Genomic DNA, 15491 nt, shown 5'->3' with positions numbered 1-15491 from the left:
ATAAACCTAAAAACTCTAACGCGTGCCATGAAGAAAATACTTTTACTTTCTCTTTTTTCGGTTGCCTTTTTACAATGGTCATGCACTGATCAATGCACCGAAACCCGCAAATACAAACGCTATACAGCCGTTACGGTTTCTTTGGCAGAAATACGTCAGGGAGTACGCACCGAGACCGCCCGCGATCTGATCAATCCCGGAAAAATCTATGCAAAGGGTAATTACCTTTTGATCAATGAATTGAAAGAAGGTTTGCACGTTGTGGATAACTCCAACCCTTCTTCCCCCAAGGTTGTTTCGTTCATCAAAATCCCGGGCAATGGTGATATGGCCGTCCGTGGCAACATTTTGTATGCCGACAGCTATTCCGATCTGGTGGCCTTTGATATTTCAAACCCATTGGATGTGAAAGAGGTAGGTCGTCAAAAGGAAGTGTTTCCAACGGGCCAATTTGATGGCGCGTGGTGGGCTTTAAACAAGACAACGGGGGCGATCAATGATCAGCGCGCCGACATTGTTACCGAAACCATAAAGGTGAATTGTGAAGACGGAAGTAGTGTTTTTCGGGGCGGAGTGGTTTTTGATGCCGCATTTTTAAATTCAGCTTTCGCAGGCAGCAGCGCTAATCCATCTGCTCAGGGCCAAGCAGGCTCAATGGCACGTTTTGCATTGTATGACAAGTATCTGTATACTGTCAGTCAAAGCGATATGCAACTCTTTGACATCAGCGTTCCGCAAAAACCGGCATTAAGTACAAAGATCAATCTTGGTTGGGGAATTGAGACCATTTTCCCATACCGTGATAAATTGTTTATCGGCTCCACGACAGGAATGTTTATTTACGATAACAGCAACCCCGAAAAACCGGAACAACTTTCTAACTTCCAACATGCTATGTCGTGCGATCCTGTCGCTGTAACCGACAACCGTGCGTATGTAACTTTACGTTCCGGGACAACCTGTAACCGTGGATTGAATCAATTGGATGTGGTTGACATTACAGATTTGCGCAGTCCGCGTTTGCTCAAATCATATCCTATGCAGAATCCCCACGGTTTAGGTGTTGATTACCCCAATGTTTATATATGTGAAGGAACGCATGGTCTAAAGACATTAAATGTGTCTAATGACTTTGATGTAAAACAACTTCAACACCTAACGGGTATGGACGCCTACGACGTCATTCCGCTTGCCAATAAAACGTTGTTGATGATCGGCAAAGATGGGTTGTATCAATTTGATGTCTCAAATCCTGCCGCTTTACGTCAATTGAGCAAAATTCCTGTAAAACGTGTAGAAATATAAGCCCACCCTAAATTTATTTTGTCATGCTGAAAGGATCTAAATTTCATCACTGCCATTGGCTGGGGTTGGTCATCTTATTTATTATAGTGGTAAGCGGCTCTAAAAGTCGCTTACACGCTCAAAGCTCACCTTTTAAACCTCATTATGTTAATATGACAGAGGTAGGAGGTTTGTTTGGTCGAGTGGTTTATGATATCCCGTGGAGTGTGCCTCTAAGCCAAAAAGTGGAAAATCGTTTAAGTTTAACGATACAGACATTTAACGGCGTTCAGCTGAAACCCCGTCTTGCGGTTGGAGCCACGGTTGGGGTGGATTGGTACAATACTGCATTAATCACGCCTGTTTCGGCAGGAGTACGTTATGATTTGGTCAGTTCCCCCAAAAATGTACACTTATATGGCACCTTGGATGCAGGTTATGGCTTTAACTGGCTTCAAGTGGACGCAACCGGCTATGATACCAAAGGAGGAGTGATGCTCAATCCGGGCTTAGGACTGAAATTTGGGTTTAAATCCGGAAGCGCAATGCTGTTGTCGCTTACTTACAAACGTCAGCAAGTAAAAGTAAACAAGCCACTGGGTTGGAGTGAACTGGAAAAATGGGAAGACCGCGTCTACAACCGAATGGCGTTGCGGTTAGGATTTATGTTCTGAGTGAATTTTTCATAATCCGTCCCATCTAACTGTTACACTATTTCGTGTAACAGTAGCAGACATTTGAGGCGGGTCGTAATTCAAAGAAGTAACCTCAATAATTCCCCCTCCAAGGTTTTTAATCGTTTCACCTTTGACTAAATATTTTTTTAATTTTTTAGCAATATATTGAGCAAATTGTTCATTCCCCTGAAGCATCAATCCCAACCTGTTACTAATCAAGAAATAATATCCTTTATACTGGTAAAGAAAAAAAGGCTTAATATAGTCTGTTATCATTTCAGCAGTAGCTATAGCATCAAAATGATAGAAAATAGTATCTTTAACGCCTGTTATAGATAAATGTACTACTTTTTTTTCCGGTACTTTTTCGATATACTGATTAATTAATGATAAAGAAATACTATCTCTAATCGTTACTTCCCGTGAGAAATATGCCATTTTTGTGTTCTTTTGAGCAAATCCCTCCGGAAGAAAAAAATAAAAAGAAAAGATAAAAAAAATAATTGTTTTCATAGTGAATTTTATTTTAATAATATGTAAGAAGCTTAAAGGTACCTGATTGGGGTATGAAATCCCCAATCAGGCAAAAATAATTACTGACAGCCTCTGTTTGAAAGAAACTCTGATTCAGATTGAGAATTTAAAAATTCCGGAGAAAGTTGATCAAGAAAAGGGTTAGTAATCTTATACTCCCTAAATGATATTGATCTATTGTTATTAAAAACAACATAGCGTTTATAGTCAGGATATTTATTGGCGGATTCCATATCTTTTGGAGAGAGATCCCCGCCGCGTGGATGTGAATGGAAAAAGGTATTTATATATATTATTTCTATTTGGCCTTTAATTCGGCAACGATATCCTAGTTTTTTTACTGTGCTATTAGCGTCCTGAAATACCTGAAATCTATGGAAAAAACTGCCTACAGTACCCCAAGAATTTGGTTCTACAATAAGCCCGGCATTCGTTAACATTCCTCCTACCTCTCTTTCGCCATTGGAATTTCTTGCTTTGTCAATTAAATATCGATATCCATCACATGGGTTTCTGTAAAGTCGAAAATCATTTTCTTCGTTAAAACTTTCTTCGCCAACTACTTTCATTTCAAATACGTCAAATGTTGGTTGTCCTGTTTCGCTATTAAGAATTGTGGTTGAACCTAAGATACTTGTTCCATGTATCCCGTCCATTCCTCCATTTAGCCCTCCGGTTCCTAACCCTACTGATCCAATTGGATTATTAGGATTGAAAATGGGTGTATACGGGCTTGGATTACTTGGCGTAGATGGGCCACTCCCACAACCTCTGAACTTCCAGCAACAACCTTGCCCTATTTCAGGTAAATAATCACCGTTATCGGCACCTCCTAATTGGCCTGTACATTGATCTCCACATACAACTTCATATAGTTCCCATGTGCAACCGGTAGAACGGGCGTTTTTAGGCGTGCTTTCAAAAGATATGTTCCCTATAATATTACCGTTTTGTAATTGCCAAACAGATTGAAGGGTATTAGAGATAGGATCAAAAAAGTGTAAATTTCCCGTATAAAACTTGAAATTATTGTTTTGGCTGCTCTCAGTTTTAATAATAGATGCCTTGGGATTTCCCTTTGCATCAGTGTAAAATAAGATACGTTGGGTACTCACCGGCGACTTGGTAAAGCGCCCATCTTTTTTCATCAATACTTGCTCATTATTATTTGTTGGTAATAGTGGTACTGTCAACAAAGGCACTCCGCCAAAATCAGTTTCTTCGGCCAGCTCCCAGAGAATACGCTCTTGGGCATGAAGTTGAGGAGTCATTGTAACAACCCATTTTTTTGCAGCTTCCAATGATACTTTATTGGAAAAATAAGTAGTGGTTTCAAGAGGAACATCAACCCGGTCCCGGCATCCAAAGAAGATTATCAAAAACAATACTGCAAAAAAGCTTTGAAGTAGCTTTGCACGTTTCATCATTGTAATAAATTTTGAGGGTGAAAAATGAATATTTTGACGATTCAAAGTTCACGCTACAACGGCCTCATTTATCACAAGTAAAAGGTGTGTTTTAAAGCTGTGAGTAGTATTTTACTCTGTAAAATTGTATCGGGCTATGTGTGACAATTTTGATTAACTGCGTCAGAAGGAGTAAGAAGAGACTTATGAGCCATAAATCATGAAAAAAATATCGAAGAATATACGTGCTATTAGATTATTGCGTAACTTGAAGCAAGAAAACATAGCAGAAGATTTAGGTATGTCACAGCAAAATTACAGTAAAATAGAGCGCGGAGATCAGGATATAAAGTTCTCAAAGCTGGAAGCAATCGCCAATGTACTGGGGGTTGAAATTGAGGATATTTTATCATTCGACGATAAAATCATCTTCAATATCCATAATAATACCAATAGCAATAATGGCGTGATTATTAATCAAAGTAGAATGAAGGAAGAAGAAAATATTACTAATCAAATAAAGGAGCTGAAAGCTAAGATAAGTGTATTGGAAAACAAGCTTGAAAAACTTTGATTATTTCAATTCCAACTGCTCACACGCTTTTTCAGCCGCCGATTGTTCCGCTTTTTTCTTGGAATATCCGCTGCCTTGCGCAAATACATCACCATTTAAAATTACCTGTGAAATGAATTCACGGAAGTGACGACTGCCTTTTTCTTCTACGATCATAAAACGAACTTCCTTCCCTTCTCGTTGTGCCCATTCAATAAGGCGACTTTTGAAGTTGGCGTTGTTGTTGATGAGCGCGTCGAGGTCGTAGTGGGTGAGGAGTTCTTTGGTGATAAACTTCCGCGTAAAACGAAAGCCTTTGTCCAGATAAACAGCTCCTACAAGCGCTTCAAGCGCATCTCCGTACATTGAAGAATTGGGAGGCATACCTTTGCGGTTGCCGTCAAATTCGATCAGACGGTCGAGGCCTATTTTACGGGCTATGCCGTTGAGGGTTTCGCGGTTTACGATGCGTGAACGGATCTCGGTAAGAAAACCTTCGTCTTTGTAAGGGAATTTTTTGAAGAGGTATTCGGCAATGACCATGCCCAATACGGAGTCACCCAGAAATTCCAGACGCTCATTTGATTCTCTGAAACCTTTGATGTTCGTTTCCTTAGAAGCTGAAGTATGGCGAAAAGCAAGCTGATAAACCTCCATATTTGAAGGTTTTTCGCCGATGATAAGTTCTACGGCCTTTCTGAATTTCTTTTCAGGGGACATATTCCCCGGTTTAAAGAAATCAATGATGGGATTTAATACCGTAGCCAAAAGCAGCTAAGAGGTTTACATTTTACGAAAAATGACACAGGTGTTGTGCCCGCCAAAACCAAAAGTATTACTTAAGGCAATATTGACAGTGCGCGACTGAGGCTTGTTGAATGTCAGATTTAACCGAGGATTGATGTCCGGATCATCGGTAAAGTGATTAATCGTTGGCGGAATCAGTTGATGTTGAATCGCCAGAATGGAGGCTACCGCTTCTACCGCTCCTGCACCGCCCAATAAGTGTCCGATCATGGACTTCGTTGAACTAATGTTTAATTTGTAAGCATGCTCACCAAACAATCGTTCAATCGCTTTGATCTCCTGTGGATCTCCAATCGGTGTTGAAGTTCCGTGTGTATTGATATAATCAATGTCTTCGGGCGAAATTTCTGCGTCTTCCAGTGCATTTTTCATACACATATAAGCACCGATTCCGTCCGGATGAGGAGCCGTAATGTGATAGGCATCAGAAGACATTCCACCGCCGATCACTTCGGCGTAGATTTTGGCACCGCGTGCCAAAGCGTGTTCGTATTCTTCCAATATCAATCCTGCTCCCCCTTCACCAAGTACAAATCCATCCCGTTCTTTATCGTAAGGACGAGATGCCGTTGAGTAATCATCATTGCGCTCAGACAACGCTTTCAGAGAGTTAAATCCTCCTACTCCCGCCTGTGTAACGGCCGCTTCCGAACCTCCTGTTAAGCAGAAATCAATTTTGCCCAATCGAATGTAATTGAAGGCATCGATCATTGCATTGTTGGAAGAAGCACAGGCCGAAACCGTTACGTACGTAGGACCGCGAAAGCCCATGCGCATGGAAAGGATTCCGGAAGCGCTGTCGGCAATCATTTTAGGGATAAAGAAGGGGTTGAAACGAGGAGTGCCGTCGCCGTTTCCGAACGACAAAACTTCTTCTTCAAATGTTTTCAAACCGCCAATGCCTGAACCCCAAATGATGCCCGCACGGTCCAGATTTACTTTCTCGAGGTCGAGTCCGCTGTCTCTAACGGCCTCTTCGCCTACCACTACAGCAAATTGTGTAAAAAGATCCATTTTACGCGCTTCCTGACGCGGAATAAATTGCGCCATATCAAGCCCTTTGACTTCGCAGGCGAAGCGGGTCTTAAACTTAGTCGCATCAAATCGGGTAATTGGACCGGCTCCGCTGGTGCCACTGAACAACCCTTCTTTATATTCCGATAGCGTGTTCCCGATGGGTGTCAAAGCACCCATGCCCGTCACCACCACTCGTTTTAGAATCATAAAATGGATCTCTAAATTACAAAAATATGCTTACTTGACGTTTTCTTCGAGGTATTTGATAGCCTGACCTACTGTGCCGATGTGCTCAGCCTGGTCATCAGGAATTGAAACATTGAATTCTTTTTCGAATTCCATGATCAATTCTACGGTATCAAGTGAATCAGCACCGAGGTCGTTGGTGAAGCTGGCTTCTTCGGTCACTTCTGACTCATCTACCCCTAGTTTATCAACGATAATTTTCTTTACTTTTTCTGCAATCTCTGACATTTTTGTGAGAAGTTTGGTTCAAAATCGCTGCAAAGTAATGTATTTCAGAGGAGATTGTCAAATATAAAATTTCTTCCTTTTTATCATTTCTTCCACAACGTCGGGTACCATATAGCGAATGGAGCGATTATTTTTGAGGCAATCCCGAATATAAGTTGCCGAGATATCTAAAAGGGGAGACGGTATGAATTTGACGGCGGGGTGTTCGGCAAATTCATGTGCGGAAGCATGGGGTCTTGGATACACATACAGCCCGTAATAATTTAGGATGGCTTCGTAGTTTTTCCAGTTTTTGAACTGGCCTAAATTATCTTCTCCAATAATCAATTTGAAGGTATGCTGCGGAAATTTTTCCTGTAGTTTGGTCAGAGTATCAATGGTATAGCTGGGTTTGGGCATTGAAAATTCGACATCATTGACCTTTAATTTACTATTGTCGGCAATGGATTTTTCAACCATGTCATACCGATCAAATTCATGCAGTAAACTTTTATTTTTTTTGAACGGATTTTGGGGCGAAACAATAAACCAAACTTGCTCAAGGTCGGTGGCCGTTGCCATGGTGTTGGCAATAATAAGATGCCCTGTATGAATAGGGTTGAATGAGCCGAAGAATAGTCCTATTTTCATTTTTTAGTGTAAAAGGAAGAAGAGCAGGAACAATAGATTTTTACGGGCGAAAATTAACAATCACTGCGTCGTGCACGTTCTATTTCCTATTTTTGTTCCGTCAAAAATACTTAATAAACGACAATGTTAGAAAAAATCAAAGCCTTGTCCAAAGGCTACGCAGCAGATGCGGTGGCTAATCGGCGGCATTTACATACGCATCCTGAATTATCGTTTCAGGAATTTAACACAGCTCAATTTGTGGCAACCCGACTGAAAGAGATTGGATTAACTCCTCAGGAGGGCGTGGCCAACACAGGAGTGGTAGCCCTCATCGAAGGCCGAAATCCGGAAAGTAAGGTAGTGGCGTTACGGGCTGATATGGATGCTTTGCCTATCATTGAAGCCAATGATGTACCTTATAAATCACAAAACCCCGGCGTAATGCATGCCTGCGGGCATGATGTGCACACGTCTTCATTGTTGAATACGGCGCGTATTTTACACGAAATACGGAATGAATTTGAAGGTTCGGTAAAACTTATTTTTCAGCCGGGTGAAGAAAAAATTCCCGGTGGGGCGTCGTTGATGATCAAAGAAGGAGTGCTATTGAATCCGGCACCGGCGAGTATTTTGGGACAACACGTGGCGCCCAATATTCCCGTCGGAAAAATCGGATTTCGGGAAGGAATGTACATGGCAAGTACCGACGAATTATATTTGACTGTAAAAGGAAAAGGAGGTCACGGCGCTATGCCCGACACGCTCATTGACCCCATTCTGATTGCTTCGCATATCATTGTGGGTTTGCAGCAGATCATCAGTCGTAACCGTAAGCCGGCGGCTCCGTCGGTATTATCGTTTGGGAAAGTCATTGCCAACGGCGCTACCAATGTGATTCCCAATGAAGTATACATCGAAGGCACCTTCCGCTGCATGGACGAAGAATGGCGTGAAGAAGGCTGGAAACGCATCATAAAAATGGCGCAGGGAATAGCTGAGGCGATGGGTGGAAGTTGCGAAGTAGAAGTCAGAAAAGGGTATCCGTTCTTAAAAAATCACCCCGAATTGACGCGCCGTACTAAAGCCGCCGCAATAGATTATATGGGTGCTGAAAATGTCATTGACTTGGATCTATGGCTGGCAGGAGAGGACTTCGCGTTTTATTCACAAGTGACCGATGCCTGTTTTTATCGCCTCGGAACGCGCAACGAAGCGCGCGGAATTATATCCGGAGTACATACGCCGACATTTGACGTCGACGAAGCTGCGCTTGAAATCGGCCCCGGTTTGATGGCGTGGTTGGCACTGGAAGAATTGAAAATAAGTTAGAGCAACCATGAAAAAACGAATTGTTTTCCTGCTTTTTATTTGCCTTGGAAAACTATACGCCCAAGATCAACCTGTCAAACAGCCCACGCCGTTTGCGGTTTCAACGCAGCCGTTTGCGTTTGAAGGTCGTCAAATGATCGTAGGGCAGGCCATTGGAGGTTTGGAGAAAGAATATCGTTTACTGGATGATGGCGGTATTTTTCGACGCATGAATACTTCGAAAGAATTTGAAGTCTTGGGGGAACAAAGCGCAAAAAATATTGAGATGGCTTTTAAGTCATTACAGGATGTAAAGTTTGATACAATCCATTTTCAGCATCCCGGCCGAACATCCTATTTTATCATTTATAAAAAAGGCAAAAAAGAACACAAAGTGGTTTGGGGAGATACCAAACATCCTGCACCGGAAAGCGCGGTTCGGGTCTATAAAGCTTTTATGGGAATGATACCCAAAGAAATGCGCCTTTGACCAATTGCGCATTAACACTAAAATACAAAATAGTTCTCATTCACTAAACACCACGTTAATTTAACTTACGTATGCGTCTACACAATAAAGTTGCCCTTATCACGGGCGGAAGCGGCGGCATCGGTCGCGAAACAGCACTTTTATTTGCCCGCGAAGGGGCTGCCGTAGTGGTAGCCGATGTAAATGATACCGCCGGACAGGAAACCGCTCAATTAGTTTTAGACCAAGGCGGCAAAGCAGTCTATGTTCGAGCGGATGTTTCAAAAGCCGCCGATTGCGAAAACATGGTGGCAGTTGCCGAGCAAACTTTTGGGCAATTAAATATCGTTTTCAACAACGCAGGCATCATGCACAGCGACGATGATAACGCCGTTACGACCGAAGAATCCGTATGGGATCTCACCATGAACATCAACGTAAAAGGCGTATTTTTTGGCTGTAAATACGCCATTCCTGCCTTAAAACGTGCCGGTGGCGGAAGCATTATCAATACCGCGTCGTTTGTGGCATTGCTAGGAGCCGCTACTCCACAAATCGCCTATACAGCCAGTAAAGGAGCCGTTTTGTCCATGAGTCGTGAATTAGCGGTGATTCATGCCCGTGAAAATATTCGTGTCAATGCTTTGTGCCCCGGCCCGCTTCGTACGGAATTATTGATGAAGTTTTTAAGCACTGAAGAAAAGAAGCAACGTCGTCTTGTACACATTCCAATGGGGCGATTTGGCGAAGCAAAAGAAATGGCCTACGCCGCTCTTTTTCTGGCGTCAGACGAATCATCCTACGTAACAGGAACTGACTTTTTGGTCGATGGCGGTATTACGGCCGCGTACGTAACTCCTGAATAGTTTTAAAGTTTTTGGTTTTTATATCTGTATTGACCGGATTGGATAAAGATTCACTCAGATTCAATGAAAAAGGCAGCATCGCTCAAAACGATAGCTGCCTTTTTTTAAGTAAAAGCATTGACTAACACTTACTTTTACATTTTTCGGTTTATTATTTTTCAGTTTATAATTAACCCTTACTTCGTACCTTTCAAAATCTTCTCATAGCGTGGCATATCTTTAAACAGATCCAACGCCGATTTCACTTCGGGATCAGTACGGAACACAAACTCACGCTCGCCTTTTTGAAGGTATACATGCGACACGATCTCGCGTTCCAACATTTGCTTAATGTCCTTTTTGAAGGAAACCAAATCCGTGTCTTTGCTGTGCGTCAATTTGGTTTTCAGGGCTTTGAACTGCTCCTGAATAGCATCAAAATATTTTTCTTTCTTGGCCGATGCTTCCAATTCTCCAAGATCTCTTTCTACCTGAGTGGTATAATCGTACTCTTTATCTTTCAGCCAAGTGACAAAGCTCTGATATTCTGCATCGCTCAATTCAAATTCTTTGGCAGGTTTGATGGTTGGGTGTTCGGCGCGATATTTGAGCGCATAGTCAAAGAAAAGACCTTTGCTGCCAAGACTGTTTATGATGGAAGTACGGCTCACAACGTCCGTAGGCACATCCGGCTCAACGCCACCGCCATCGTATACCACCCGGCCATTGCGAGTTTTGAACGCTACTTTTAGCGAATCAGGAATTTTTCCTACGCTGCCATCGGCATTGCGGTGGCTGTAATCAATCGCCTGAATGCAACGGCCACTTGGAATGTAATATTTGGCGACGGTTACTTTCAATTTGGTATTGTACGACAGATCACGTGTGGTTTGTACCAATCCTTTGCCGTAGGTACGTTGTCCGATCAATACACCGCGATCATAATCCTGAATCACGCCCGATACGATTTCGGAAGCGGAAGCACTGCGACCATTGACCAACACCACCAACGGAATTTCAGTATCAACAGGTGCCATTGGTGCGGTGTAGGTTTTATTCCATTCCGTTACTTTGCCACGGTTCGAAACCACTTCAGCATCTTTGGGAATGAATAAATTGCAGATCAATACTGCTTGATCAAGCAGTCCACCCGGATTTTCGCGCACGTCCAGTACCAACTTTTTCATTCCTTTGCCTTTTAATTCCACCAATGCTGTTTTGACTTCGCGGGCGGCCGTTTGGTTAAAATCTTTGAGGTCTATATAACCAACTTCGTCCGACAGCATGCCGTAATAAGGCACATTACCTGTTTTTACAAATTCCCGCGTTACGTTCATTTCAACCAGTGAAGGGCTGCCTACGCGACGTACGGCCAGTTTTACGGTCGAATTAGCCTGTCCTTTCATCAATTTGTCGGGATTAGCATCTTTGCGAGTTGTTAAATCAACACCGTCGATCTTTACGATCTCATCGCCAATATGAACGCCCGCTTTTTCGGCAGGTGAACCTTCTATGATGGAGTATACAATATTTTTGCCTTTGTTATTCGTAATAATGGCACCAATGCCGGTATACTGACCGGTAGTCATGGTACGATAATCTTCAATTTCGTCTTCGGCGTAAAAGTTGGTGTAAGGGTCAAGGTTTTTGAGCATGGATTCAATGCTCATTTTGGTTAGCCGATTGGGGTTGATCTCATCCACATAATAGCGATTCAGCTCTTTGAACAAGGTAGCGTAAATGTCCAGATTACGGGCGATCTCAAAAAAACGCTCGTCGGGACGGAAGGCAAAGAAGCCTATGCCAATCATACAAACGGCGGCTAAGGTAATTTTGCGAAGGTGTTTCATGGGTGCGATGAATCGGATGAAAAGTTTGTGGAGTGCAGTAACAAAAACCTATGTCGTAAAGTAACGAAAAACAACGACGAATTTATGCATTTCTACCAAAAAAAGGAGCGATGTTATTTGGCGCATCGCTCTTTTTTTTGGTAGGAGAACGGTTTGGGGCTTGGCGAAGTGGGGCATTTGAAAAACGTCAGCTTGGAATATGCATAAATGCCAAATAGAATTACTAATGTTCAGTTTAGCACTTCTGCCCCATTTTTCCAAACCCATGTTAGCGGTTCGGGCTTCTTGTCTTTTATTTGTCTTATTGCTGTCAAAATTCTTAGTCAGCATAAGTGTCTTCAAAAACCAGGCTATTAATAAAATCTTCAAAATTGTTCGCAACATGAATGTCTTCGCCACACTCTATGTCAATCCACCTTACTGATGGAATTTCACCTTGTCGGTAATCGAGTGTTATCCACCAATGTCCATCACCGGTTAGTAAAACTTGCTTTTCAGGAAGACCCCACTCCTCGATCATGTATTGTGTGTCAAGAATATTATGTGCTGTTTCAATTGATTTGTCTGTCACTATTCCGAACAACTCAGATAATGGAACATGATTGTCTGACCAAGTTGTCTTTACAGCCATTGGAAAAGCAAATCCCTTTGTGTAACCACCGTTTTGAATTTTGAGTAATTCGATGAAAAGTGTCGGAAGTTTCACTTGCAGTATATTTTCAGCAGCTGAGACCATTTTGTCGGTCAAAGTTGGATTATTATAGTAATTGTCTCTCCAGAATTCATTCTTATTAACTGCCATGGTATTTCTGTACTGTTGGTCTATAATGTTGCATAACGTGTGGCAATATGAAACGGCTGGGTTTTCGGAGCGCGACGGTATCTACCGAGGAAAACGCTGATGCGAGAACGAGACTTTTGCAAACCACTGAATCCCGGCTGTTTTATAATTGTGTGTTGGCAAATCGTTTTTTAATCCTCAATCAATGTCAAGCTTAAATTACTATATCGGTCATTAATAGTTCCATTTACATCAATTTGATAAGTGTAATTTCCTTTTTTAAGAAGTGTTTCTCCTACATAATCTATTGGCTGTAAGGTGTATGTTTTTCCATCAATTTTTAATTCAACAAAAGCATATCTATAAGCTTTGTCAAAATCTTTATATTTAGATTTTTGCCCAGCCTCTAAATCCTCAAAGTTTACATTTCCAGTTGTAGTGTTTACAACAATATTTTTAAAATTATATTGGCTAACATTTGATAATCGAATTTTAACTTTATTGTTCACATTATCTTTTGAGCAGCTGAATAGTGTGACTATTGTAATAAATAGAATAGTTATTTTCTTCATCGTTTTTATTTTAAGTTTACTATTTATATAAGATGTTTGATAGCTCAAAAGGTTGTCTCAAAATGTTTGCCAACGAATAAATAGGGCTTGGCGTTGTTGGGGAATTAGAATTCCGTCAGCTTGGAACCGAAGCCCAATTGAAATACTGAAGTTGAAGATAACAACTAAAAGCTAAATTGAAAAACGTTGAGCTGGAACAAAAGCAAAACGGAAGTACGAAGGTTGATTGTACTTCCGTTTGCCCCAATGTTGCCAAACCCCATGTTAGCGGTTCGTTGTTTTCTTGTATTTAGTAATATTTATTTTATAAAACGATGTATTGCTTTATCAGCGTTATCTTGGAAAGTAATATTTTTCAAATCAGTGTAAAAAGTACTTTGGTCAACCACGTCCCCTGATAACTTACCCTCCTTACTTGCATAAAAAACGCCACTTTCATATCGGTCATCGGAAATGCCATCTACAAAACGTTTTGCACCTACTTCCAACTCATGCACCATTCCTCCCATCAATGGGAATACAACAGGCATCATAAAATTCTTCAACATAAATTTCATTGCCGGGGGCAAATTATCAGGTGCATTAGTTCCGCCCGTGTTCCCGGGGCTCATTACAATAAATTTGATGTCAGGATATTTTCTTGCCATTGAAAGCGTCCACATGGCTGTTACATATTTAACGTATCCGTATGCTTGCGTTGCATCAAATTTATGACCAAAATAGGTTCCATCAAGAACAGCAGCAAACTCATCTACGGAAGAAGTCTTCATGGCAACCGGTTTCATTCCGAGCATCTTTACGCCTGGCACAGCTTCAGCACTTACTGATAATACTACTTTTTTTAACTTATCATATTTTATTAATTCTTCCACTAAAATTACATGACCCAAAATATTGGTAGCCGCCAATTCATTCATACCGGAGGGCGTAGCTTTAGCAGCCGTTTTCCCAACCATTCCACCTGCATTTAAAATCACGGCATCAACAGGTTCTTTTATTTTTTCTACTGCTTTTCTTACAGAATTTGCATCCGAAACATCTCCAATAATAATTTCAAAAATCCTTTTCCCCGTTTGCTCTTCCAGGTCTTTTTTTGCATCCTCGGCTTTCACTTGATTTCTGCAGAAAAGGATTACCTTTTTTGTTTCTTCTTTCAAGGCTAACTGTCGGGCTGTTTCTTTCCCAAGTCCAGTATTTGCTCCTGTTATTAATACGCTTTCGTTCATTTTTTTTATCGTTTTTATTAGTGAAAAATCACGATACAAAAATGAAACTTAAAATAAATTCAAACTTGTCAGTAAAGTTCAAAAACTGGTAAATTCAGCTCAACTACTTCTTACGATATACGGAAGGAGGTTGATTATACTTTTGTTTGAAGGTCTTTGTGAAATGTGAAGTGTCCTGAAAGCCGACTTCGTAACAAATTTCAGATACAGATAATTTAGTTGATTGTATTAGCTCAAGAGCCTTTTCCAATTTCTTTTCTTTAATGAAATTGGCTGGTGTATCACTAAATTGTGTTTCAAATTCTCTCTTAAATGTTGAAAGGCTACGCCCTGTCAAACGGGCTAACTCGACTATAGAAATGGGTGAGTATAAATGTGCTTCCACTACCTCAAACAAACTTGCTTGTCTTGGATTAAATAAATGTGAGAATAAAGTAATTATATTTTCTGCATTGTCTGTTTGAAGAAGTAATAGGATGAGTTCTTTGATTTTTAATTTAAGCAAATCGTCTGTAACCAAGTTTGGATTCTCAAAATAGAAATCAAGGCTTTGGATGAAATGGGTTATAACACTTTTTTTTTCTATTTTCTTGATATAGGGTTTGTGAGCATCGCTTTTTATGAAATTCGGAAATTCATTTTTGTATAATTCTTTTAAAATGTCTGGATATAGATGGACAGCATAAACTTCACAAGTCTTAGCAGGATGTTTTTGAATTGCGTTTGTGAAGTAGTTACCACATCTTAATAAAACACTTTCCTCTGTTTGAATAGATAAGTTGTCAGTTGGGGAAGTGAGAGATAGCTCTCCTTCCTTAAGGTAAGTAAAACAGGCTTCGTCCTGAAAAACTGCATCAAGTCTTATTGGTGGCTTGATTATTAATTTTTCAATTGCACATTTATTATTGATGTCAAAATGTTTTCGGTCGAGTATCATTTCTTATTGTTCCTGTCTTAATAGTTGTGGGGTGTCCTACAATGACCGCTAACGTTTTGCAGCTTGGCGTAGTGGCGGATTTTTAGCACAAAAGTTCAATCGAAGCACTGCACTTGAACCTACCACAAAACTGTCATAC

Annotated in this window: 17 protein-coding genes; 6 read left to right on the top strand and 11 right to left on the bottom strand. The window is 41.0% G+C overall.

What is annotated here, in order from left to right; genetic code table 11:
• Positions 1-27 precede the first annotated feature (27 nt).
• Together ACQY73_RS13510 and ACQY73_RS13505 are read left to right on the top strand one after the other, a co-directional pair.
• Positions 28-1305: an LVIVD repeat-containing protein gene (locus ACQY73_RS13510; RefSeq protein ID WP_428666818.1), complete on the top strand. Its 1278-nt coding sequence runs from the start codon at positions 28-30 to the stop codon at positions 1303-1305.
• 23 nt (positions 1306-1328) lie between these two features.
• Positions 1329-1958, top strand: coding sequence for a hypothetical protein (locus ACQY73_RS13505; RefSeq protein ID WP_428666815.1), 630 nt, complete (start codon positions 1329-1331; stop codon positions 1956-1958).
• Between the two features lie 9 nt (positions 1959-1967).
• On the opposite strand, the gene ACQY73_RS13500 is transcribed toward ACQY73_RS13505, so the two are convergent.
• A complete protein-coding gene (locus ACQY73_RS13500) occupies positions 1968-2474 on the bottom strand; it encodes a hypothetical protein (RefSeq protein ID WP_428666813.1) in 507 nt (168 codons plus the stop codon).
• Between the two features lie 80 nt (positions 2475-2554).
• Positions 2555-3922, bottom strand: coding sequence for a hypothetical protein (locus tag ACQY73_RS13495; RefSeq protein ID WP_428666811.1), 1368 nt, complete (start codon positions 3920-3922; stop codon positions 2555-2557).
• 199 nt (positions 3923-4121) lie between these two features.
• Here ACQY73_RS13495 and ACQY73_RS13490 point away from each other — a divergent pair, with 199 nt between their 5' ends.
• Complete coding sequence (locus ACQY73_RS13490; protein WP_428666808.1) at positions 4122-4475, top strand: helix-turn-helix domain-containing protein; 354 nt, start codon at positions 4122-4124, stop codon at positions 4473-4475.
• Here ACQY73_RS13490 and rnc read toward each other — a convergent pair whose 3' ends face one another.
• The 4 genes from rnc to nadD form a co-directional block, all read right to left on the bottom strand.
• Positions 4476-5174, bottom strand: coding sequence for a ribonuclease III (gene rnc / locus ACQY73_RS13485; RefSeq protein ID WP_166560872.1), 699 nt, complete (start codon positions 5172-5174; stop codon positions 4476-4478). It abuts the gene before it with no gap.
• 63 nt (positions 5175-5237) lie between these two features.
• Positions 5238-6485, bottom strand: a complete 1248-nt coding sequence (gene fabF / locus ACQY73_RS13480) for a beta-ketoacyl-ACP synthase II (protein WP_428666805.1) — start codon at positions 6483-6485, stop codon at positions 5238-5240.
• Between the two features lie 30 nt (positions 6486-6515).
• On the bottom strand, positions 6516-6752 hold the full coding sequence (locus tag ACQY73_RS13475; RefSeq protein WP_013926487.1) for an acyl carrier protein: 237 nt from the start codon (positions 6750-6752) through the stop codon (positions 6516-6518).
• 57 nt (positions 6753-6809) lie between these two features.
• Positions 6810-7382 carry a nicotinate (nicotinamide) nucleotide adenylyltransferase gene (gene nadD, locus ACQY73_RS13470; protein WP_428666802.1) on the bottom strand — a complete coding sequence of 191 codons (573 nt, stop codon included), beginning with the start codon at positions 7380-7382 and terminating at the stop codon, positions 6810-6812.
• A gap of 123 nt (positions 7383-7505) precedes the next feature.
• Between nadD and ACQY73_RS13465 the strand changes: the two genes are divergently transcribed.
• The 3 genes from ACQY73_RS13465 to ACQY73_RS13455 all read left to right on the top strand — a co-directional run bounded on the left by ACQY73_RS13465 (position 7506) and on the right by ACQY73_RS13455 (position 10007).
• Positions 7506-8693, top strand: coding sequence for a M20 metallopeptidase family protein (locus tag ACQY73_RS13465; RefSeq protein ID WP_428666799.1), 1188 nt, complete (start codon positions 7506-7508; stop codon positions 8691-8693).
• A 7-nt stretch (positions 8694-8700) separates the two neighbouring features.
• Positions 8701-9162, top strand: a complete 462-nt coding sequence (locus ACQY73_RS13460) for a hypothetical protein (protein ID WP_428666796.1) — start codon at positions 8701-8703, stop codon at positions 9160-9162.
• 71 nt (positions 9163-9233) lie between these two features.
• A complete protein-coding gene (locus tag ACQY73_RS13455) occupies positions 9234-10007 on the top strand; it encodes a glucose 1-dehydrogenase (RefSeq protein WP_428666793.1) in 774 nt (257 codons plus the stop codon).
• Positions 10008-10183: 176 nt separating this feature from the next.
• Here the strand turns inward: ACQY73_RS13455 and ACQY73_RS13450 are convergent, their stop codons facing one another.
• The 5 genes from ACQY73_RS13450 to ACQY73_RS13430 form a co-directional block, all read right to left on the bottom strand.
• Positions 10184-11836 (bottom strand): S41 family peptidase, encoded by a 1653-nt coding sequence (locus ACQY73_RS13450; RefSeq protein WP_428666791.1) that lies wholly within the window; start codon positions 11834-11836, stop codon positions 10184-10186.
• 319 nt (positions 11837-12155) lie between these two features.
• Positions 12156-12638 (bottom strand): SMI1/KNR4 family protein, encoded by a 483-nt coding sequence (locus tag ACQY73_RS13445; RefSeq protein WP_428666788.1) that lies wholly within the window; start codon positions 12636-12638, stop codon positions 12156-12158.
• Between the two features lie 170 nt (positions 12639-12808).
• The gene (locus tag ACQY73_RS13440; RefSeq protein ID WP_428666785.1) at positions 12809-13189 is read right to left on the bottom strand and encodes a hypothetical protein; all 381 of its coding nucleotides are present in this window, start codon (positions 13187-13189) and stop codon (positions 12809-12811) included.
• Positions 13190-13488: 299 nt separating this feature from the next.
• Positions 13489-14415 carry an SDR family NAD(P)-dependent oxidoreductase gene (locus ACQY73_RS13435; RefSeq protein ID WP_428666782.1) on the bottom strand — a complete coding sequence of 309 codons (927 nt, stop codon included), beginning with the start codon at positions 14413-14415 and terminating at the stop codon, positions 13489-13491.
• Positions 14416-14518: 103 nt separating this feature from the next.
• Positions 14519-15352 carry a helix-turn-helix domain-containing protein gene (locus ACQY73_RS13430; protein WP_428666779.1) on the bottom strand — a complete coding sequence of 278 codons (834 nt, stop codon included), beginning with the start codon at positions 15350-15352 and terminating at the stop codon, positions 14519-14521.
• Positions 15353-15491: the final 139 nt, after the last annotated feature.

Origin of the sequence: Runella sp. (genome assembly GCF_965279615.1) — a bacterium.
In the GTDB taxonomy this organism is placed as follows: Bacteria; Bacteroidota; Bacteroidia; order Cytophagales; family Spirosomataceae; genus Runella.
The sequence above is the reverse complement of the archived record's forward strand: the minus strand, read 5'-3'. Positions and strand labels throughout refer to the sequence as shown.

Excerpts from the sequence above, each read along its gene's own strand:
- ACQY73_RS13510 (WP_428666818.1), top strand. The coding sequence starts at position 28 with ATGAAGAAAATACTTTTACTTTCTCTTTTTTCGGTTGCCTTTTTACAA.
- ACQY73_RS13505 (WP_428666815.1), top strand. The coding sequence starts at position 1,329 with ATGCTGAAAGGATCTAAATTTCATCACTGCCATTGGCTGGGGTTGGTC.
- ACQY73_RS13500 (WP_428666813.1), bottom strand. The coding sequence starts at position 2,474 with ATGAAAACAATTATTTTTTTTATCTTTTCTTTTTATTTTTTTCTTCCG.
- ACQY73_RS13495 (WP_428666811.1), bottom strand. The coding sequence starts at position 3,922 with ATGATGAAACGTGCAAAGCTACTTCAAAGCTTTTTTGCAGTATTGTTT.
- ACQY73_RS13490 (WP_428666808.1), top strand. The coding sequence starts at position 4,122 with ATGAAAAAAATATCGAAGAATATACGTGCTATTAGATTATTGCGTAAC.
- rnc (WP_166560872.1), bottom strand. The coding sequence starts at position 5,174 with ATGTCCCCTGAAAAGAAATTCAGAAAGGCCGTAGAACTTATCATCGGC.
- fabF (WP_428666805.1), bottom strand. The coding sequence starts at position 6,485 with ATGATTCTAAAACGAGTGGTGGTGACGGGCATGGGTGCTTTGACACCC.
- ACQY73_RS13475 (WP_013926487.1), bottom strand. The coding sequence starts at position 6,752 with ATGTCAGAGATTGCAGAAAAAGTAAAGAAAATTATCGTTGATAAACTA.
- nadD (WP_428666802.1), bottom strand. The coding sequence starts at position 7,382 with ATGAAAATAGGACTATTCTTCGGCTCATTCAACCCTATTCATACAGGG.
- ACQY73_RS13465 (WP_428666799.1), top strand. The coding sequence starts at position 7,506 with ATGTTAGAAAAAATCAAAGCCTTGTCCAAAGGCTACGCAGCAGATGCG.
- ACQY73_RS13460 (WP_428666796.1), top strand. The coding sequence starts at position 8,701 with ATGAAAAAACGAATTGTTTTCCTGCTTTTTATTTGCCTTGGAAAACTA.
- ACQY73_RS13455 (WP_428666793.1), top strand. The coding sequence starts at position 9,234 with ATGCGTCTACACAATAAAGTTGCCCTTATCACGGGCGGAAGCGGCGGC.
- ACQY73_RS13450 (WP_428666791.1), bottom strand. The coding sequence starts at position 11,836 with ATGAAACACCTTCGCAAAATTACCTTAGCCGCCGTTTGTATGATTGGC.
- ACQY73_RS13445 (WP_428666788.1), bottom strand. The coding sequence starts at position 12,638 with ATGGCAGTTAATAAGAATGAATTCTGGAGAGACAATTACTATAATAAT.
- ACQY73_RS13440 (WP_428666785.1), bottom strand. The coding sequence starts at position 13,189 with ATGAAGAAAATAACTATTCTATTTATTACAATAGTCACACTATTCAGC.
- ACQY73_RS13435 (WP_428666782.1), bottom strand. The coding sequence starts at position 14,415 with ATGAACGAAAGCGTATTAATAACAGGAGCAAATACTGGACTTGGGAAA.
- ACQY73_RS13430 (WP_428666779.1), bottom strand. The coding sequence starts at position 15,352 with ATGATACTCGACCGAAAACATTTTGACATCAATAATAAATGTGCAATT.